The 18,829-nt window shown below is 72.6% G+C and carries 19 protein-coding genes; 9 read left to right on the forward strand and 10 right to left on the reverse strand.

Features of this window, described 5'->3' with window-relative positions; translation table 11 throughout:
• Positions 1-80: 80 nt before the first annotated feature.
• Positions 81-1,442 carry a GTPase HflX gene (gene hflX, locus QC283_RS12910; RefSeq protein WP_279561719.1) on the forward strand — a complete coding sequence of 454 codons (1,362 nt, stop codon included), beginning with the start codon at positions 81-83 and terminating at the stop codon, positions 1,440-1,442.
• Positions 1,443-1,527: 85 nt separating this feature from the next.
• Here hflX and rfbH read toward each other — a convergent pair whose 3' ends face one another.
• Entirely contained in the window at positions 1,528-2,826 is a 1,299-nt protein-coding gene (gene rfbH, locus QC283_RS12915; protein ID WP_279561612.1) for a lipopolysaccharide biosynthesis protein RfbH, read from the reverse strand.
• 213 nt (positions 2,827-3,039) lie between these two features.
• Between rfbH and QC283_RS12920 the strand changes: the two genes are divergently transcribed.
• On the forward strand, positions 3,040-3,222 hold the full coding sequence (locus QC283_RS12920) for a DUF5302 domain-containing protein (RefSeq protein WP_279561613.1): 183 nt from the start codon (positions 3,040-3,042) through the stop codon (positions 3,220-3,222).
• A gap of 347 nt (positions 3,223-3,569) precedes the next feature.
• Complete coding sequence (locus tag QC283_RS12925) at positions 3,570-4,031, forward strand: nuclear transport factor 2 family protein (protein WP_279561614.1); 462 nt, start codon at positions 3,570-3,572, stop codon at positions 4,029-4,031.
• A 153-nt stretch (positions 4,032-4,184) separates the two neighbouring features.
• Here the strand turns inward: QC283_RS12925 and QC283_RS12930 are convergent, their stop codons facing one another.
• From QC283_RS12930 to QC283_RS12940, 3 genes are all read right to left on the reverse strand, one after another.
• Positions 4,185-4,526: a hypothetical protein gene (locus tag QC283_RS12930; RefSeq protein WP_279561615.1), complete on the reverse strand. Its 342-nt coding sequence runs from the start codon at positions 4,524-4,526 to the stop codon at positions 4,185-4,187.
• A gap of 18 nt (positions 4,527-4,544) precedes the next feature.
• Positions 4,545-5,084 carry a hypothetical protein gene (locus tag QC283_RS12935; RefSeq protein WP_279561616.1) on the reverse strand — a complete coding sequence of 180 codons (540 nt, stop codon included), beginning with the start codon at positions 5,082-5,084 and terminating at the stop codon, positions 4,545-4,547.
• Between the two features lie 186 nt (positions 5,085-5,270).
• On the reverse strand, positions 5,271-6,623 hold the full coding sequence (locus tag QC283_RS12940) for a lysine N(6)-hydroxylase/L-ornithine N(5)-oxygenase family protein (protein WP_279561617.1): 1,353 nt from the start codon (positions 6,621-6,623) through the stop codon (positions 5,271-5,273).
• Positions 6,624-6,921: 298 nt separating this feature from the next.
• On the opposite strand from QC283_RS12940, the gene QC283_RS12945 reads away from it, so the two are divergent.
• Positions 6,922-7,566, forward strand: a complete 645-nt coding sequence (locus tag QC283_RS12945) for an FMN-binding negative transcriptional regulator (protein ID WP_279561618.1) — start codon at positions 6,922-6,924, stop codon at positions 7,564-7,566.
• Between the two features lie 27 nt (positions 7,567-7,593).
• Here the strand turns inward: QC283_RS12945 and QC283_RS12950 are convergent, their stop codons facing one another.
• The 6 genes from QC283_RS12950 to QC283_RS12975 all read right to left on the reverse strand — a co-directional run bounded on the left by QC283_RS12950 (position 7,594) and on the right by QC283_RS12975 (position 14,020).
• Positions 7,594-8,304 (reverse strand): LmbU family transcriptional regulator, encoded by a 711-nt coding sequence (locus tag QC283_RS12950; protein ID WP_279561619.1) that lies wholly within the window; start codon positions 8,302-8,304, stop codon positions 7,594-7,596.
• A 319-nt stretch (positions 8,305-8,623) separates the two neighbouring features.
• Positions 8,624-9,601, reverse strand: a complete 978-nt coding sequence (gene argB / locus QC283_RS12955; protein WP_279561620.1) for an acetylglutamate kinase — start codon at positions 9,599-9,601, stop codon at positions 8,624-8,626.
• Positions 9,598-10,773: a bifunctional glutamate N-acetyltransferase/amino-acid acetyltransferase ArgJ gene (argJ, locus tag QC283_RS12960; protein WP_279561621.1), complete on the reverse strand. Its 1,176-nt coding sequence runs from the start codon at positions 10,771-10,773 to the stop codon at positions 9,598-9,600. Before argJ ends, argB begins: the two co-directional genes overlap by 4 nt.
• The gene (gene argC, locus QC283_RS12965; RefSeq protein ID WP_279561622.1) at positions 10,770-11,798 is read right to left on the reverse strand and encodes an N-acetyl-gamma-glutamyl-phosphate reductase; all 1,029 of its coding nucleotides are present in this window, start codon (positions 11,796-11,798) and stop codon (positions 10,770-10,772) included. The genes argJ and argC overlap by 4 nt, the downstream gene beginning before the upstream one ends.
• 59 nt (positions 11,799-11,857) lie before the next feature.
• Complete coding sequence (locus tag QC283_RS12970) at positions 11,858-13,033, reverse strand: serine hydrolase domain-containing protein (RefSeq protein ID WP_279561623.1); 1,176 nt, start codon at positions 13,031-13,033, stop codon at positions 11,858-11,860.
• A gap of 240 nt (positions 13,034-13,273) precedes the next feature.
• Complete coding sequence (locus QC283_RS12975) at positions 13,274-14,020, reverse strand: thioesterase II family protein (RefSeq protein WP_279561624.1); 747 nt, start codon at positions 14,018-14,020, stop codon at positions 13,274-13,276.
• Positions 14,021-14,658: 638 nt separating this feature from the next.
• Here QC283_RS12975 and QC283_RS12980 point away from each other — a divergent pair.
• The 5 genes from QC283_RS12980 to QC283_RS13000 all read left to right on the forward strand — a co-directional run bounded on the left by QC283_RS12980 (position 14,659) and on the right by QC283_RS13000 (position 18,819).
• Positions 14,659-14,898: an MbtH family protein gene (locus QC283_RS12980; protein ID WP_279561625.1), complete on the forward strand. Its 240-nt coding sequence runs from the start codon at positions 14,659-14,661 to the stop codon at positions 14,896-14,898.
• A gap of 176 nt (positions 14,899-15,074) precedes the next feature.
• Positions 15,075-15,683: an LmbU family transcriptional regulator gene (locus tag QC283_RS12985; RefSeq protein ID WP_279561626.1), complete on the forward strand. Its 609-nt coding sequence runs from the start codon at positions 15,075-15,077 to the stop codon at positions 15,681-15,683.
• Positions 15,684-15,745: 62 nt separating this feature from the next.
• Positions 15,746-17,329: an amino acid adenylation domain-containing protein gene (locus tag QC283_RS12990; protein WP_279561627.1), complete on the forward strand. Its 1,584-nt coding sequence runs from the start codon at positions 15,746-15,748 to the stop codon at positions 17,327-17,329.
• A 7-nt stretch (positions 17,330-17,336) separates the two neighbouring features.
• Complete coding sequence (locus tag QC283_RS12995; protein WP_279561628.1) at positions 17,337-17,591, forward strand: acyl carrier protein; 255 nt, start codon at positions 17,337-17,339, stop codon at positions 17,589-17,591.
• A gap of 40 nt (positions 17,592-17,631) precedes the next feature.
• Positions 17,632-18,819 (forward strand): NAD(P)/FAD-dependent oxidoreductase, encoded by a 1,188-nt coding sequence (locus QC283_RS13000; RefSeq protein WP_279561629.1) that lies wholly within the window; start codon positions 17,632-17,634, stop codon positions 18,817-18,819.
• Positions 18,820-18,829: the final 10 nt, after the last annotated feature.

The following is an 18,829-nucleotide window of genomic DNA, read 5'->3' on the forward strand; positions in this document are numbered from 1 at the left end:
CCACCGCTCCCGAACCGCGGGAAACCGAAAGGAACACGTTGACGAACCACACGAGCGAAACGCCCCAGGCCCGCACCTTCATCGGCCCCGCCGACGCCATCGACGCCACCGAGGAGACCGGCCTGCGGCACGTGGCCGGCCTGTCCACCGAACTCAGGGACGTCGTCGAGGTCGAGCAGCGAAAGGTCCGCCTGGAACGCGTGGTGCTGGCCGGTGTCTGGACCTCCGGCACGATCGCCGAGGCCGAGAGCTCCCTGGCGGAGCTGGCCGCCCTCGCCGAGACCGCCGGATCCCTCGTCCTCGACGGCGTCGTCCAGCGCCGGGACAAGCCGGACCCGGCCACCTACATCGGCTCCGGCAAGGCGGCCGAACTGCGCGACCTCGTCGAGCAGACCGGCGCCGACACCGTCGTCTGCGACGGTGAGCTGAGCCCGGCCCAGCTGGTACGGCTGGAGGAGGTCGTGAAGGTCAAGGTGGTCGACCGCACCGCCCTGATCCTCGACATCTTCGCCCAGCGCGCCACCTCCCGCGAGGGCAAGGCCCAGGTCGCCCTCGCGCAGATGCAGTACATGCTGCCCAGGCTGCGCGGCTGGGGCGCCTCGCTGTCCCGGCAGATGGGCGGCGGCGGGGGCGGGGGCATGGCCACCCGCGGCCCCGGCGAGACCAAGATCGAGACGGACCGGCGGCGGCTGCGCGACAAGATGGCCAAGATGCGCCGCGACATCGAGGACATGAAGACCTCCCGGGACCTCAAGCGGCAGGAGCGGCGCCGCAACAAGGTTCCCTCCGTGGCCCTCGCCGGTTACACCAACGCCGGTAAGTCCTCCCTGCTCAACCGGCTCACCGGAGCCGACGCCCATGTGCAGAACGCCCTGTTCGCCACCCTCGACCCCACCGTGCGCCGCACCGAGACGCCCGCCGGGCGTGCCTACACCCTGGCCGACACCGTCGGCTTCGTACGGCACCTGCCGCACCAGCTGGTCGACGCCTTCCGCTCCACCCTGGAGGAGGTCGCCGAGGCGGACCTCATCCTGCACGTCGTGGACGGTTCGCACCCCGACCCCGAGGCCCAGATCGAGGCGGTCCGCGCCGTCGTCGGCGAGGTGGGCGGCGACGGCGTGCCGGAGGTAGTCGTGATCAACAAGGCGGACGCCGCCGACCCGCGGACCCTGGAGCGCCTGCTGGCCGCCGAGCCCGGCGCGATCGCCGTCTCGGCGCGTTCAGGGGACGGCATCGACGCGCTGCGCGCCCGGATCGAGGAGGACCTCCCGCACCCCGGCACCGAGATCGAGGTCCTGCTCCCGTACACGGCCGGCCACCTGGTCGCCCGCATCCACTCCACCGGTGAGGTCCTCACCGAGACCCACGAGGAGGACGGCACCCGCATCAAGGCCAACGTGGAGGCCCGACTCGCCGCCGAACTGGCCGAGTACGCCGTCTGACCGGCGGCCGGCGAACACCGGCGCCCCCTCCCGTCCGAGACCGGGAGGGGGCGCCGGTGTACCGGGAGCGCGCGACCGCACGCCGTCAGTGGCGGGCGGTGAACTCCCGTACGGAGTCGATCACGTAGTCCAGCATCTCCTCCGTCAGCCCGGGGTACACCCCGACCCAGAACGTCTGGTCCGTGATCAGGTCGCTGTTGACCAGCGGCTCGGCGATCCGGTGCGGCCGGTCGGCGTAGGCGGGGTGGCGGGTGAGGTTGCCCGCGAAGAAGCGCCGGGTGTGGATCCTGCGGGACTCCAGGAAGTCGACCAGCGCGGCCCGGCTGTAGGAGGCGTCCGGCGAGACGGTGATCAGGAAGCCGAACCAGCTCGGGTCGCTGTCCGGGGTGGCCTCCGGCAGCAGCAGGCCCGGCAGCCCCTCCAGGCCCTCCCGCAGCTGCCGCCAGTTGCGGCGGCGGGCGGCGCCGAACTCGTCGATCCGGCTCAACTGGCTGAGCCCCAGGGCCGCCTGGAGGTCGGTCGCCTTCAGGTTGTAGCCCACGTGGGAGAAGATGTACTTGTGGTCGTAGCCGTGCGGCAGCTTCCCCATCTGCTGGTCGAAGCGCTTCATGCACCGGTTGTCCTCGCCCGGCTCGCACCAGCAGTCGCGGCCCCAGTCCCGGAAGGACTCCACGATCCGGGCCAGGGCCAGGTTGCTGGTCAGCACACAGCCGCCTTCGCCCATCGCGATGTGGTGCGCCGGATAGAAGCTCGTCGTGGACAGGTCCCCGAAGGAGCCGGTGCGCCTGCCCCGGTAGGTGGAGTCCACCCCGTCGCAGTTGTCCTCGACGAAGAACAGGCCCCGATCCTCGGCCAGTTGGGCGACCTCCGCCACCTGGAAGGGATTGCCGAGCGAGTGCGCGATCATGATCGCCTTCGTCCGAGGGCCGATGGCGGCGGCGATCCGCTCCGGCGTGGTGTTGTACGTGCCCAGCTCGACGTCCACGAAGACCGGGACCAGCCCGTTGTGCAGGATGGGACTGACCGTGGTGGGAAAGCCGGCGGCCACCGTCACGACCTCGTCGCCGGGCCGAAGCCGCTCCTCCTCCAGCTGCGGCGAGGTCAGTGAGCTGAGCGCCAGCAGGTTCGCGGACGACCCGGAGTTCGTCAGATGCGCCTTGCGGGTGCCGATGAACCGGGCGAAGTCGCGCTCGAAGCGACGCGAGGACGTCCCGGCGGCGATCCGCAGATCCAGCGCGGCCGACACCAGCGCCAGCCGGTCCTCGGCGCTGAGCACCGCGCCGGAGACCTGTACGGGGCTGACGCCGGGCACGAACGGCCCCGGGGCCTGTTCCCGGTGGTACTCACGGACGAGCTCCTCGATCCGGTCCTTGGTCTCGCCCATGGCCGTTCCTTCCCAGATGGCACCGACTGACGGAATTCCGAGGGTAGAACCGGCACGGCATGAGATCGCCTGAGTACTGGTCGAATCTCGACCGGTCCCGGACGGGTCTTCGTCGGTCTGGCGGAATTCCGTCGCCGGGCTCCGGACGCCCCTCCCGCCTCACCGCCGGGACTGCCACAGTGAATCAGCTCGACAACTCGCATGGAGGTACGCATGACCGAACAGCCGGAGCAGAACGCCGCCGAGACCGATGCCAGGCGTAAGTTCCGCCAGGCCCTCGAGCGGAAGGCCAACAACGCCCGCTCCCAGCGCGCACACCTGGAAAGCCGTCTGAAGATCAAGGGCAGCGGAGCCGCCAACAACAGCGCCCGGCGATTCCGTCGCAAGTCCGGCTGAGCTTTCCCGACGCGGCCAAAAGGGCCGCGGCACCTCCCCTCGCCGGAGGTGCCGCGGCCCTTTTTCACGCCCTACGCCGTCGCGTTCCTCGTACATGACTGGAGTCGCGCCGGAGAACGACTCGAGTATTCGCTCCCCGAGGCATGGGATTCGGCCGAGTCGCCGCAGTCCCCGGGGCCTTTTCCGGCGCGGCGGACGGTTTCCGGCGCGCCCGCGGCCCTGTGGCGGATCTCGACCGGTTCTCGAGCCGTCGTCCATAGGGTTTCGTGCGGAAACGACCGCGGCCCGACGGAAAGGACGATCGGCGCCCCACTTCGGGGACCCGGACGGAAACGGAGGCCGAGACCATGACCGCCGACTTGGCGGGCACCGCCGCACGCCCGTCCACCAGCGTGGAGTTCGCCGCCCTGTACGCGCAGGCGCAGCGCTTCTACGCGCACCAGATGCGGATCCTGGACGCGCACGACACCGAACTCTGGGCGCGCACCTTCACCGAGGACGCCGTCCTGGAACTGCCGTCCCTGCCCGAACCGGTGCGGGCCCGCGCCGGACTCGCCCACTACGTGCGCGCCGGCGCCGCACGGCAGCGACGGGCCGGCCACCGCCTCGACCACTGGGTCGGCATGCTCGACGTCCGTCCCCAGGTGGACGGGTCGCTGCGCACCCGCTGCTCCGCCCTGGTGTACGCGACGCCGGGCGACGGCGGCCCCAGGGTCCTGTACGTGTGCGTCATGGAGGACGTCCTCGTGCGCGCCCACGGCACCTGGCGCGCCGCGCACCGCCGGGTGACCCGCGACGACCTGGCCTGAGCGGCCCCCGGCCCCGTCGCGCCGGGCGGACCGAGGGGGACGTCAGGACCGCGTCAGAGCTTTGTGGCGCGCCCGTGCATGCTGGGGGACCACCGGTACGCACGGCAGACCCGTCGGCGCACCGCACCGCGCACCGCGGGCACCTCACATCTCTCAAGCCTCAAGCACCGCACGCACCTCACGACGCCAGGGAAGCACCTGTACCGAGAGCAGCCAGCCGCCGAGGAGGCAGCCATGCCGGACCCCGACCCGGTACCGCGTCCGCGCCAGGACGAGATCGCCTCCCGGGCCTGGGCCGAGGCACTGGCCCTGGCCGGTGACGCGGGCCGCCCGCACCGCGCCCCGGGTGAACTCGTGGCCGCCGCGCTCGAGGCGCACCGCGGACTGTCGCGGGAGTTCGGACGGAACGTGCCGGTCACCGCCCTCGGACCGGGCGGCGGTGTGCGGGGGCTCGCCGCCTTCCTCGCGGTCTACGCCGCCCAGCGGGAGCGGCACGGCGACCGCGCCCCGGACTCAGAGCAGGCCGGAGAACGCGGCGAGGACGTCGTCGAGTTCACGGCTGTGCACGGTGAGCGACTCGGCCGTGACCGCCGCCGCGTCGAGCACCGCGAGCACGGACCGCAGGGTGTCGACGCCGGCGTCACCGGCCATCTGGAGGGTCAGCGTCGCGGGGTCGCTCCACGCGTCGCCCAGGCCCGGGCCTGATCCGGCGCCGAAGGCGGCGCCGGCCCGGTCGAGCGTGAGCGCGTCGGCGAACCGCAGACGGATGAGACCGTCGGCCGGGCCGTCGTGCGGGGTCGGCCGGGCCCCGGCTCGGCCGTCGGGCCCGGCGGCGCGGTCCTCCCCGTGCCGCGCGTCGGCTTCGGCCAGTGCGCGCAGCAGGACGAGGCGGGCCCGCGGCGAGAGGGAGCCGACGAGACGGCGGGCGAGCCCGCGTGCCTCGTCCCCGTCCCTCCGTACCGCGACGGTCAGCTCGCGGCCCAGGGCCGCCGGTGACGGAGGACCGCAGCGGCGTCCGTCCACCGCGGGTTGAGCCCAGGGTTCAAGTGTCACGGGCACTGCCCTCACCTTCGCTCGAATGTCGGTTTCCGAAGTGCCGCCGGGACGGGCCGTGCGGCCCACCGCCCGGCCGGGGCGGGCCCGGTGCCGCGCCCCGGCGCCCGTGTCGGGCGCCGTCCCTCGGCTGTTGTCGTGGATCGCCGCCCACGGCCGGCCCGTGTCCCCGCGGGTGCCGCCGCCTCAGGCGGCCGGCGGCGCCGCCTCCACCGGACGGTCGCGTTCCAGTTCCCGCTCGGTGCGCCGCAGCATGATCGAGTCGGCGATCTCACCGCTGCGCACCGCGATGTTCGACAGCAGGGACGACGACAGTCCGTGGCTGTGCTCGGTGCCGCCCTGGAGATAGACCCCGCAGGTCAGGTCCGAGGCCGGGACGAGGCGGTAGTCGCGCTCCAGCCGGTGCCGGCCCGCCGCGTCGCGCTGGAAGTGCCGGTCGAAGTCACCGAGCAGACGGGCCGGGTCCATGCCGTCGTAGCCGGTGGCGAAGACCAGCGCGTCGACGGAGAGTTCCTCCGTCCGGTCGTCGAGCAGTGAGCGCAGGACGACCTGCGTCGCGCTCCCGGCGCGCCGGACCTCGGCGACCCGGGTGAGGTTGCTGAAGTGCAGCCGCTTGACGCCGCTCACCTCTTCGGCGTACGCGCGCTGGTACAGGTCCCGGATGACGTCGGCGTCGACCACCGAGTAGTTGGTGTTGCGGTGGTAGCGCCAGAAGGCGTCCCGTCCCCGGTCGGTGCCGAAGTAGTAGTCGTCGACCGCGGTGGGGTCGAAGACCTGGTTGGCGAAGGGGGTGTCGTCGGCGACGGAGTAGCCGTACGACGGGACGATCGCGCGGACCTGGGCGTGCGGCAGCGAGTCGTGGAGGAACCGGGTGATCTCGGCCGCGCTCTGGCCGGCGCCCACCACCGCCACACTCTTGAGGTCGTCCGGGGACTGCGCGTTGAACCTGCCCAGGAACTGGGAGCTGTGCCACACCCGTTCGTCGGCCGTCACGCCCTCCGGCAGGCGCGGCACCAGGCCCGTGGAGATGGCCACGTTGCGCGCGGTGACCACGCTGGTGGTGCCGTCGGCGCCGCGCACCTCGACCTCCAGGAGGTCGGGCGAGAGATCCCCCGACCCGGCGGCGGGCCGGATCGAGGTGACCTCGGCGCCGTAGGTGACCCGGTCGGCGAGGCCGGCGGCGGCCCACTCCAGGTACTGGTGGAACTCCTTCCGGGTCGGGAAGAAGTCCTGGTTGTTCACGAACTGCACCAGCCGGTTGGAGGCGTGCAGATACGAGATGAAGGTGAACCGGGACATCGGATTCCTGAAGGTCGCCAGGTCCTTCATGAACGAGATCTGCATGGTCGTCGACGGCAGCACCATGTTCCGGTGCCAGCCGAACGACGGCTGCCGCTCGAAGAAGTGGGCCTTGACCGGATGCTGCGGAGCGCTCGCTCCGTGCTCGTCCAAGGCGATCGCGAGCGACAGGTTGGACGGGCCGAACCCGATACCGACCACGTCGTAGATCTCCTGGTTGCGCCTGCCAGTTATGCCCATCGAAATTCTCCCGTTCGCGTCTGGAAAACTCGGCCGGTAGCCCGAGAGACCGTCTGCAGTCTTGCCTCGGGGAACGCTCGAAGGCAACTCGAATGGCACATGAGGGCCGCTGGAGAGCGACTTGAGTATCTCTGGACCCTGAAAGCGTTGTCCTGTCGACGGGACGGAGTTACGTTCGGCGCCAATTCCCGAATCTCCGCATGGCACTGCCGATGACGTGGATGTCCGGAGCAATGCGATCCGGCATGCCCGAAACCGGAGTCATGCGTCGAGTCAACTGCCGAAGAGGTGAAACCGCATGTTCGTGCCCAGCTTTTACCGCGAACCGAGCGATTCGTGGATGGTGGACCTGATCCGTGGTAATCCGCTGGCCCTCGCGGTGGCCAACGGACATCCCGACGAAGGGCCGTTCGCCACGCATCTGCCGGTCATCTTCGACCCCGACACCCCACTCGACCCCGGTGGGGAGCTGCCGGGCGCCACGCTGCTCGGGCACATGAACCGGGCCAATCCGCACTGGACCTCGCTGGAGACGGGCGGCGTCCTGCTCCTGACGTTCACCGGTCCGCACTCGTACGTGTCGCCCACGGTGTACGGGGTGACGCCGGCCGCACCGACGTGGAACTTCACCGCGGTGCACGTCCGGGGTGTGGTGGAGAAGATCGACTCGATGGAGGAGACGCTCGGCGTGGTGCGGTCCACCGTGCGCGCCTTCGAGGGGGAGTTCGGCGACGGCTGGGACATGACCGAGTCGCTCGACTACTTCCGCAAGATCGCGCCCGGCGTGGGGGCCTTCCGGCTCACGGTGACCGGGGCCGAGGGCATGTTCAAGCTCAGCCAGGAGCAGCCGGGTGAGGTGCGCGAGCGGGTGAGGGACTCGTTCGGGCAGAGCGGGTGCCTGCACAAGCGCGGGACCGCCACTTTGATGAGCCGGCTGCCGTGACCGGCCCGAGGCACCGGTGCCGGGCGGTCAGGCGCGGACGGCCACCGGCCGGGCGCGCCCGGCGCGGTCCTCGGGCGGCGCGTCGTCCCCGGGGACGTCCGCGGCCGGCGCGGCCAGGCTGCCGACGTCCTCGGGGCCGGAGATCTCCGTGCCCTCCTCCGGCCCGCCGAGCTCCTCCAGCGCGGTCGCGGCCGCGCTGTCCAGTGTGGCCGTGACCCACTGCTCGAAGTCGACGCCCAGTTGCTCCGCGGCCTTGTGCCACCACTGGAGGCGGCCGCCGGGCACCTCCAGACGCCGGCTCGGTTCGGTGGGGGCGGGTGGCTGCCGTTCGTCGCGACGCGCGGCGCGGATGGCGCCGCGCAACTGCTTGGTGGTCCACTGCCGCCGCTCGGCCCGGTCGAGCCAGAGCTCCTGCTCCTCGGTCGGCATGGAGGCCAGTTCGGCGTGGTGCTGGAAGCTCAGGGCGGGCCGGCGCCGGGCGAGGCCGAAACGCCGCGAGACCCACGCGTAGTTGCGCAGGGTCTGGTAGGAGAGGCCGACGGCGCGTATCCCGCGCTGGTACCGGTCGGTGTAGTGGTCCTTGCCGTACACGAGCCAGTCGCCGAGCCACCAGGAGGACGAGTCGAGGACGTCGGCGAGCTGGCGCCCGGCCCGCTCCCACTCGTCGTAGGCCATCCCGGTCGGCATCTGCAGGCCCACCTTGGTCGTCAGCACCTGGCCCCGGCGCGGCGTGGCCACCCCCGAGGCATGCGGCTGGCGGGGCGGGGTCTGCGGGAGAGCGGTTGCCGGGCCGCCATGCGACCCCGCGGACTGTCCGGCCTGACGCGCCATCATGCCTCCATGGGGAAGGGTGCACACAACTGGCGAGAAATCTCGCAGAGCTGGCTGGATCGGCGTCGGAGTGGCGCTCGAACGGCTGTACGGTACAGCTATCCGTGGGACGGCACCGGCCGCCGGGAGGCACCGTCGGTGACCTCCCGGCGGCCGGTCACGGCGCTCAAGCCCGGCCCCTCGGGGCCGGTCATGTCGTCCCTGCCGCGGCGGCCCTCGCCGCCGCTCACGCCGTCGCCCCCTCACGACCGGACGCGTCGTCCGGCACGACCACCGTGCCGGCGCCCTGGTCGGTGAAGATCGGCAGCAGGATGGCGTGCTCGACCCGGCCGTCGACGACGCGGGCCGTGCGCACCCCGTTGTTCACGGCGTGCAGGCAGCCCTCCATCTTGGGCACCATCCCGGAGGCCAGCGAGGGCAGCAGCGCGGCCAGTTCGCGGGCGGTCAGGCGCGGGATCACCTCGTCGCTGTGCGGCCAGTTCGCGTACAGACCCTCGACGTCGGTCAGGATCAGCAGCGTCCGGGCGCCGAGCGCGGCGGCGAGGGCCGCCGCGGCGGTGTCGGCGTTGACGTTGAACACCCCGCCCCCGGCGGCGTCCTTGTCGTCCTCGGACCGGGCGATGGAGGAGATCACGGGAATGCGCCCGTCGTCGATGAGGGCCCGCACGGCCCCGGTGTCGACGCGGACGACCTCGCCGACGCGGCCGATGTCGACGGGCCTAGCGCCGTCCCTCGCGTAGCGCTTGACGGCGGTCATCAGACGGGCGTCCTCACCCGTCATGCCCACCGCGTGCGGGCCGTGCTCGTTGAGCAGCCCGACCAGCTCGCGCTGCACCTGCCCGGCCAGGACCATCCGCACGACGTCCATCGTCTCGTCGGTGGTCACCCGCAGCCCGCCCTCGAACCGGGACTCCAGGCCCAGGCGCCGCAGCTGCGCGCTGATCTGCGGGCCGCCGCCGTGCACCACGACCGGGTTGAGACCCGCGTGCCGCAGGAAGAGGACGTCCTTGGCGAAGGCCGCCTTCAGACCGTCGTCGACCATGGCGTTGCCGCCGAACTTGATGACGACGGTCTCGCCCCGGTGGCGCGCCATCCAGGGCAGGGCCTCGACGAGGGCATGGGCCTTGGGCAGGGCCGCGGACCCGCCGAAGCGGTCGGGGCCGGACGGCCGGGGACCGGGCCGGGGGGAGGGAGTCGCGCTCATGATGAGTACTCGCTGTTCTCGTGGACGTAGTCGGCGGTGAGGTCGTTGGTCCAGATGACGGCGGATTCCGCGCCCTCGGCGAGATCCACGGTGATCCCGACCTCACGGCCGGTCATGTCCACCAGCGAGCGGTCCTCGCCCACCGATCCGTTCTCGCAGACCCACACGCCGTTGACGGCGACGCGCAGCCGGTCCGGTTCGAAGGCGGCGGAGGTGGTGCCGATGGCGGACAGGACGCGGCCCCAGTTGGGGTCCTCACCGTGCACGGCGCACTTGAGCAGGTTGTTGCGGGCGACGGAGCGGCCGACCTCGACGGCGTCGTCCTCGCTCGCGGCGCCCACGACCTCGACGCGTATCTCCTTGCCGGCGCCCTCGGCGTCCCGGACCAGCTGCCGTCCCAGGTCCTCGCAGACGGTGCGTACGGCCTCGGCGAACGCCTCGTACTTTGGGGTGAGGCCCGAGGCGCCGGAGGCGAGCAGCAGCACGGTGTCGTTGGTGGACATGCAGCCGTCGGAGTCGATCCGGTCGAAGGTGACCCGGGTGGCGGCGCGCAGGGCGCGGTCGAGCGCCTCGGCCCCGACGTCGGCGTCGGTGGTGAGGACGACGAGCATGGTGGCCAGGCCCGGGGCGAGCATGCCGGCGCCCTTGGCCATGCCGCCGACGGTCCAGCCCGCCCCGGAGCCCGTCCGGGGGGAGTCCCGGGTGACGACGGCCGTCTTGGGCACCGTGTCGGTGGTCATGACGGCGATCGCCGCGTCCTGGCCGCCGGATGCGGACAGCCGGGTGACGGCGTCGTCGACGCCGGCCAGGACCCGGTCCATGGGCAGTGGCACGCCGATGAGCCCGGTGGAACAGACCGCCACGTCCGACGCGGCCAGGCCGAGCCGCCCCGCGGCCCGCTCGGCGGTGTCGCACGCGTCCTGGAGACCCCGGGGCCCGGTGCAGGCGTTGGCACCACCGGAGTTGAGCACGACCGCGCGGATCACGCCGTCCGCGAGAGCCCGCCGGGACCACCGCACCGGCGCCGCCCGCACCCGGTTGGAGGTGAAGACGCCCGCCGCCGCGCGGCGCGGCCCGTCGTTGACGACGAGAGCCAGGTCCCGGCCGCCGTTGTGCTTGATGCCCGCGGCGACGCCCGCCGCCGTGAACCCTCGTGCCGCGGTGACGCTCACGGTGCGACTCCGATCGTGGTCAGCCCCAGCCCTTCGGGGAGGCCGAGGACGATGTTCATGCTCTGCACGGCCCCGCCCGCGGTGCCCTTGGTGAGGTTGTCGATGGCGCTGATCGCGATGATCCGGCCGACCGCCGGGTCGAGGGCCACCTGGACCTGCGCGGTGTTCGATCCGTACACGGCCGCGGTGCTGGGCCACCGGCCCTCGGGCAGCAGCCGTACGAACGGCTCGTCGCCCAGCGCCTTCTCGTAGGCGGCGCGTACGTCGTCCACGCCGACGCCGGGCCGCGCCGGGGCGGAGCAGGTGGCGAGGATGCCGCGGGGCATGGGTGCCAGGGTCGGGGTGAAGGAGACGGCCACCGGGCGGCCCGCGACGGCGCTGAGGTGCTGCGTCATCTCCGGCGTGTGCCGGTGGCCGCCGCCCACGCCGTACGGCCGCATGGAGCCCATGACCTCGCTGCCGAGCAGGTCCGCCCGCGGTGCCTTTCCGGCGCCCGACGTGCCGGACGCCGCGACGACCACCGCCTCGGGCTCCGCCAGCCCCGCCGCGTACGCGGGGAAGAGGGCCAGCAGGACCGCGGTCGGGTAGCAGCCCGGCACAGCGACGCGCCGGGCACCCGCCAACGTGGCTCGCGCGCCCGGCAGTTCGGGCAGCCCGTAGGGCCAGGTGCCCGCGTGCGGGGTGCCGTAGAACGTCTCCCACCCGGCGGCGTCCGCCAGGCGGAAGTCCGCGCCGCAGTCGACGACGAGGGTGTCGTCGCCGAGGTGCTCCGCGACCGCCGCCGACCGGCCGTGCGGCAGGGCCAGGAAGACCACGTCGTGCCCGGCGAGGGCGTCGGCGGTGGTGGGAAGCACCTCCCGTCCGGCCAGCGGGGCCAGGTGCGGCTGCACCGCGCCGAGCCGCCGGCCCGCGCTGGACCGGCCGGTCAGCGCACCGATCTCCACGCCGGGATGGGCCACAAGCAGGCGCAGAAGCTCGCCTCCCGCATAGCCGCCGGCTCCGGCGACGGCTGCTCGCACGGTCATAAACCCTCCTGGGGGACAGGCATGTCGTTCTCACACGTCGTGGGGGCGGCTTCCCGGCGTCAGCCGGACGTCGTGCCGCAGAACTCGGCGTTCAGGGTGGGCAGAAGCTGGGAGACCTCCCAGTCGCCGTTGTAGTTGAACGCGAACTGGTGGCGGCCGTCCTCGGTGGTGGCGACGAACGTGAGCGACCCGACCGTGCCGCCGTCGTGGTACCAGATGGTCTCGCCGCAGCCCAGGTCGAGCCGCTCGATGCCGAGCCCGTAGGACGAGATCGGCAGATCGGGATTGACGACGGTGGTCTTCAGCTCCTCGAGCCGGCGCGGCGGCAGCAGCTTGCCACGCATCAGGGCCCGGTAGAAGCGGTTGAGGTCGCCCGTACTGGAGATGATGTCGCCGTCGCCCCAGACCTGGGAGCCGTGGAACGCGGTGACGTCGTCGATCCGGTCCGGCCGGGTGTCGAAGAAGAGCTTGGAGTAACCGCGGCCGCTCGGCCGGGGCGGCACGGTGTTCGGACCCGGGTGGGACGTCGCCTTCAGCCTCAGCGGCTCGACGATACGGGTGCGCACCTCCTCCTCGTACGAGGTGCCGGCCTTCTCGACGATCAGCGCGGCCAGGAGGTCGTTGGTGTGGGAGAAGGCGTGCCGGGCGCCGGGCCGGAACAGCGGCGGGTGGGAGAAGGCCACCTCCAGGCGCTGCCCGGGGGACAGGACGTCGTAGCGGTGCTTCAGGAAGCCGTCGCCCAGGACGTACTTCTGGTAGTAGGCCGGCTCGGCGAGGTAGTCGAACAGGCCGCTGGTGTGGTTGAGGAGCTGCCGCACGGTGATCGTGCGGCCGTCGTTGCCGTTGCCCGTGACCACGCCGGGCAGATGGTGCTCGACGGTGTCGTCGAGGGAGAGTCTTCGCTCCGCCGCCATCTGCAGCAGGACCGTCGCCACGAAGGTGTTGGTGATGCTGCCGACGCGGAACCGGTCGCGAGCGCCGCGCGCCGCGCCCGTTCGCAGGTCGCCCACGCCCACCGCCGTCCGCCATACCCCGTCGGCGTCGCGCGCCTCGGCGGCGACACCGGGGACACCGGCGCCGACGGCCGCCTCGAGCGCGAGCCGGGTCGCCTCGTGGCCCGCCGCCCGGGGGGCCGTGTCCCGCGCCGCGCCGGCGGGCCCCGTCAGGGCCGTGGCCGTGAGCAGGACGGCCGCCAGGGCGACCAGGCCGGTCCTCGGTCTCATCCGTATCGTCATTTTCCCGCTCCCCGTTGGTGTGCGTGCCGCGCGGTCGGTCGACGCCGTCTCGTGCGCTCCGTTCGCGGCACCGTAGGCCGCCCGTGTCGGGGGAGGCTGGACGTCCGCTCGGGCACACGGAGGGACGACGGGCGCCGCTTCGCGGCAGGTGGTCGTGGCCTTGCCGGCTCCGCGTGACGCGGCGGTGCGGACGGGCGCGTACCTCTCGTGGGGCGGCCCGTCGCGGCACCGGCCGGCGGGTCAGGACAGCCGTACCGCGTCCGCCGCGGCGAGGGCCGCGGACGCGTCCCGTTCGATCCGCCGCAGCAGCGGCCCGGGATCGTCCTGGAAGTGGAAGTGACCGCCGTCGAACGTCCGCAGGCCCAGGAAGCGCTCGGTGTGCTCCGCCCAGCCGGTCATCCGCGACGGCAGGGCACAGCGGTCCTCGCGACCCGCGAAGGCCGACAGCGCCACGGGCAGCGGAGCGGCGCCGGGCACCGGCCGCCAGGTGTCCACCAGACGCAGGTCGTCGCGGATGACCGGATCGAACAGGGCCCACAGCTCGGGGTCGGCGAAGATCGCGTCGGGTGTGCCGCCGAGCAGTCCCAGGCGTGTGCGCAACTCGGCGTCGGACGGCTCGCGGTACGTCTCGACCGGCGGTGCCGGGTCCGGCGCGGTACGCGCGGACACACCGAGCCACACCGGCGGCGGCAGGCCCCGGTCGACGATCCGCCGGGTCATCTCGTACGCCACCAGAGCACCCATGCTGTGCCCGAACAGGGCGTAGGGGCGGTCCAGGTCGGGCTCGATGCCGCGCAGCAGGTGGTCGGCGAGACGCCCGGCGTCCGGGATCCGCGGCTGGTCGAGCAGGAGGCCGTGACCCGGGGCGTCGAGCAGCCGTACGTCCCAGGTGTCCGGGAGCGCGGCCGGCCAGGTGCGGTACAGCAGGTGCGAACCCCCCGCGTGGTGCATGACGAAGAGGCGCAGGGCGGGTCGGATGCTGTCCATCGCTCTCCCTCGGGTGGGGCCACGCGTCCTCGCGCCATGGGGCGGGGCGTGGCCGGTGGGCACGTGCCCAGGGCGGCTCCTGCCGCGCGTGGGCTGTTCTCGAACGTCCTCTGGCGGCGCGGCACCTGGGCGGTGGTCGCCCCGTCCAACGGTTGTCGAGCGGACGCCGAACGCGCCGTGCGACGGTGGGCGGGCCGGCGACCGGCAGGACGGGACGCCGCACCCCTGCGACGGCGCCGCGCCTTTGCCCGCCGGGCCGAAGGCCTCACGCCACCGATCGGACCGCAGCGGACGGCGCGCGGGCCCCTCGGCCGCGGGCCGGGCCCGCGGGTGCGGGCAACGGGCGGCATGCTGGCACAGGCGCCGGGCGAAGTACAGGCGATCCGGGCGGGCGCGGGCCCGGTCGGGGCGGGCGGTCCGCCGGCGGGCCCGCCGCCCTTGAAGCGCCGCCGGCCGAGTCCCTACGGTGACGGGGCAACGCCGGGGACGCCCCCGATGCCAGATGTCCCGTCGACCGGACAGCCGAGTGTCCCGTCGACCGGACACGCCGACCGGCGACCCCGGCCAGATCCGAACGACGCCCCCTGGCCCGGTGCCGTCCCGCACCGGCCCGGCGACATCCCACCCCCAGTCACACGATGACGGTTAAGGACGGTGCCCAGGTGAGCACGAACCCCTTCGACGACGAGAGCGGCCGCTTCCTCGTCGTGGTCAACGACGAGGAGCAGCACTCCCTGTGGCCGGCGTTCGCCGAGGTGCCCGCCGGCTGGCGGGTGGTCTTCGGCGAGGCGGCCAGGTCCGAGTGCCTGGAGTACGTCGAGCAGAACTGGACCGACCTGCGCCCCAGGAGCCTGCGGGAGGCCATGGCGGCGGACTGAGCGCCGCGGCGCGGGCCCGGACGTTCCAGGCAAGCACTCTGAGTGGGGAGATGAAGGTTGTGAGGGGCGCTGTGAAAACCCCGAGCGCGGGGCCTGCGCCGGGTGGCGGTGAGCCCGCGCAGCGCGATGTGGTCCTGCCCTTCGTGGGGTCCCGGACCACGGTGCGGAAGTCGGGAATGATCTTCCCGGAGAACCTGCCGGAGCGGTCCTGGGAGCGCATCGGCAGCAATCTGCGCGAGCTGGTGAACTCCTCTGCGTGGTGGCTCGCCGACTGGCTGATCTACGGGGAGACCACCTACGGCTGGCGGCGGTACAAGGAGGCGATCGAGCGGACCGGGCTCGACTACCAGACCCTGCGCAACTACGCGTGGGTCGCCCGGCGGTTCGAGCACCACCGCAGGCGCGACAGCCTCAGCTTCGCGCACCACGCCGAGGTGACCCGCCTGTCGCCGCCCGAGCAGGACTACTGGCTGCGCAAGGCCGAACAGCAGAAGTGGTCGCGCAACGAGCTGCGCCGGGCGGTCCGCGCCGGCCTGGCCGTGCAGAGCGGGACCGCCGAGCCCCCCGCGGGCGGCGACGGCGGACAGCCGGAGGTGCCCCGGCTCGCCGAGCCGGCGGCCGACAAGCGCCGGCAGAAGGCCACCACGCTCACCATCGAGCTGTCCGCGGACCAGCTGGACCACTGCGCGAAGGCGGCTGCCGCGCACGGCCTGCCCGTCGACAAGTGGGTGGCCCGGATGCTCGAGACCGCCGTCCTCCCCGCCGCCGAGCGGCGCACCGCCTGACGGCGCCCCGACCGGCGCCCCGGCGGCCCATACCCCGGACACCTCCCACATCGGAGCCGTTGATGATCCTTCAGGGAAAGCGGGTGGCCCTGCCCTCCGTGCCCGTCGTCCACAAGCAGTTCGAGTCGCATGTGGCGGCCACCCCCGACGCGGTCGCCGTCGTCCACGCCGGCCGGCGAACGACGTACGCGGAGCTGGACGCGAAGGCGAACCGCTTCGCGCGGTTCCTCGTCGCCCGCGGGCACGGCCGGGGCGCGAAGGTCGGCGTCTGTCTCGACTACTCGGCCGACATGCTCGTCGCCATCCTCGGCACGCTGAAGGCGGGCGCCGCCTACGTGCCGTTCGACCCGGCCTACCCGGCGGCCCGGCTGCGGCTGCTGCTCGGCCAGGTGCCCGGCCTCGCCCTGATCGTGGCCTCCCCGGCGACGGCCGCAATGGTCGAGTCGGCGGGTGTGGAGACCGTCGACCTCGAACAGCTCGCCGACCACCTGGCGGGCCTGGCGGCCACCGCGCCCGACACCGACGTCACCGGGGACGACGTGTGCTACGCCGTCTTCACGTCCGGGTCGACCGGGACACCGAAGCTGACCGCGGTGCGGCACGAGGGCTGGTTCAACCTGATGAACTGGCTGAGGCTGGAGTACGGCCTGCACAGCGGGTCGAACAACCTGGTCGTCAGCGCCTTCGGCTTCGACCTCTCCCAGCGCGCCCTGATGACACCGCTGTTCTGCGGCGCCACCCAGTACCTCATGGCCAGCCGCAACTTCGACGCCATGATGGCCTACCGCGTCCTGACCGAGCACGACATCCGCGTGGTGCACTGCGCCTCCAGCACCCTGTACGTGCTGGTGGACTGGGAGACCGCACGCGGCGGCGACGCCCTCACCCGGCTCGACCACATCCTCTTCGGCGGCGAGGCGCTCAAGGCCGAGCGGCTCACCGACTGGGCGCGGCGCGAGGGCAACACCTGCACCCTCCTGCACCAGTACGGCGTCGCCGAGTGCACGGACGTCGCGACCTCCTACGACCTCGCCGGCCACCGCCCCGGCGGACAGGACGTCCCGCCGGTCGGCAGGCCGGCCTACAACACCGACATCCACCTCCTCGACGAGGACCTGCGCCACGTGGCCCCGGGCGAGCGGGGCGAGATCTGCATCGCCGGCGCCGGCGTCGGCGCGGGCTACCTCAACGCCGGCCCCGAGAACCGGAAGTTCACCACGGTCGACGCCGGCGGCGAGCGGGTCCGGATCTACCGCACGGGCGACCGCGGCTACGTGACCGAGGCCGGCGACCTCGTCGTCCTCGGCCGCATCGACGCCCAGGTGAAGGTGCGCGGCATGCGCATCGACCCCACCGACATCGAGCGCGCCCTCGCCCGCCTGGACGGCGTCCGGGAGGCCGCGGTGGTCGTCGCGCACACCGACGCCGGCGAGGCCGAGCTGACCGCGTTCCTCGTCCCGGCCGGGGACGACCTGGCCGAGGACGACGTGCGCGCCCGTCTGCTGCGGGACCTGCCGCGGAACATGGTCCCCGCCCGGTTCCTGAACATCCCGCGGCTCCCCCTCAGCCCGCACGGCAAGGTCGACCGCGCCGCGCTGGCCGACGCCCGCGCCGGGCAGTACGCCGGCAGCGCAACGGCGGCCTGAGACAGCGATGACAACCGAGAGGACCGCGATGACCGCCGACCGCGTGCGCGCCATCTGGTGCCGGGAGTTCCGGCGCGACGACATCCGTGCCGACGACGACTTCTTCGCCCTGGGCGGCCAGTCCCTGGTCATGGTGCGCATCCAGGGCGCCTACATCGAGGAGCTGGGCGTCGAGGTCCCGATGGACCAGATGTTCCTCAACCCGACGGTGGCGTCCATCTCCGCGTACATCGAATCCCAGGCTGCGACGACCGCCCCGTAGCCCCGCTGTGTCGAAGAACTACTGGTGAGAGAGGCGCGCCATGTACGACGTGATTGTCATAGGTGCCCGTTGTGCGGGATCGCCGACGGCCATGCTGTTCGCGCGGCAGGGCTACCGCGTCCTGCTCCTGGAGAAAGCGAACTTCCCGCAGGACACGCTCTCCTCGCACTACCTGCACATGCAGGGCGTGGCGCTGCTCAACCGGTGGGGGCTGCTGGACCGGATCCGCGACTCGGGCGCCCAGCCGATCACCCACCAGGTCTACCAGGGCCCCGACGTCCGCATCGAGGGCTTCTCCCTGCCGATCGACGGGCTGACGACCACGTACGCGCCACGGCGGTACGTGCTCGACCCGATCCTCGCCGAGGGTGCCGTGGCGTCCGGCGTGGAGTTCCGCGAGGGCTGCGCGGTCAAGGACCTGCTGTTCGAGAACGACCGGGTCGTCGGGGTGCGGTACTCCACACCCGGCGGCGCCGAGACGACCGACCGGGCCCGCCTGGTCGTCGGCGCGGACGGCATGCGCTCGCTGGTGGCCCGCAAGGCGGGCGCGCAGAACGTCATGGAGCACCCGCGCATGACCACCACCTACTACAGCTACTGGTCCGGTGTCCCCGCCGACTTCGAGCTGTACGAGCGGCCGGGCCGCTGGATCGGCGTCCTGCCCACCAACGACGACCTCACGCTGCTCATGGCGTACTTCCCGCAGGCGGACTACAACCAGGTCCGCAAGAACGTGGAGCCCGCCTACCTCGACGCGTTCCGCACCACCGCCCCCGAACTGTACGAACGGATGCGGTCGGGCAGGCGCGAGGAACAGCTGTACGGCACGGGCCACCAGGAGAACTACTTCCGCAAGGCCTACGGGCCCGGCTGGGTGCTGGTCGGCGACGCGGTGAACCACAAGGACTCCATCACCGCCCGCGGCATCACCGAGGCCTTCGTCCAGGCCCAGTCCCTCACCGACCTCGTCGGGGACCGGCTGCACGACGACGCCGCGCTGGGCAGGGCGCTCAGGCGCTACGAGAACGAGCTGAGCAACGAGGCCCTCAACCACTACCAGGGCGCGCTGAACGTGGCCGAACTGAAGCCCGAGGGACGCACCGAGATGCTCCGCAAGCTGGTCGGCCACCAGGAACACATCGACCGGTACTTCTCGACGCTGTCGGGAGCGTGCTCCATCGACGACTTCTACAACGACGAACTCCTGACCCTCCTCGACCAGGGCTGAGCCGCGGCCC

Source organism: Streptomyces sp. DH41 (assembly GCF_029813785.1).
GTDB lineage: Bacteria > Actinomycetota > Actinomycetes > Streptomycetales > Streptomycetaceae > Streptomyces.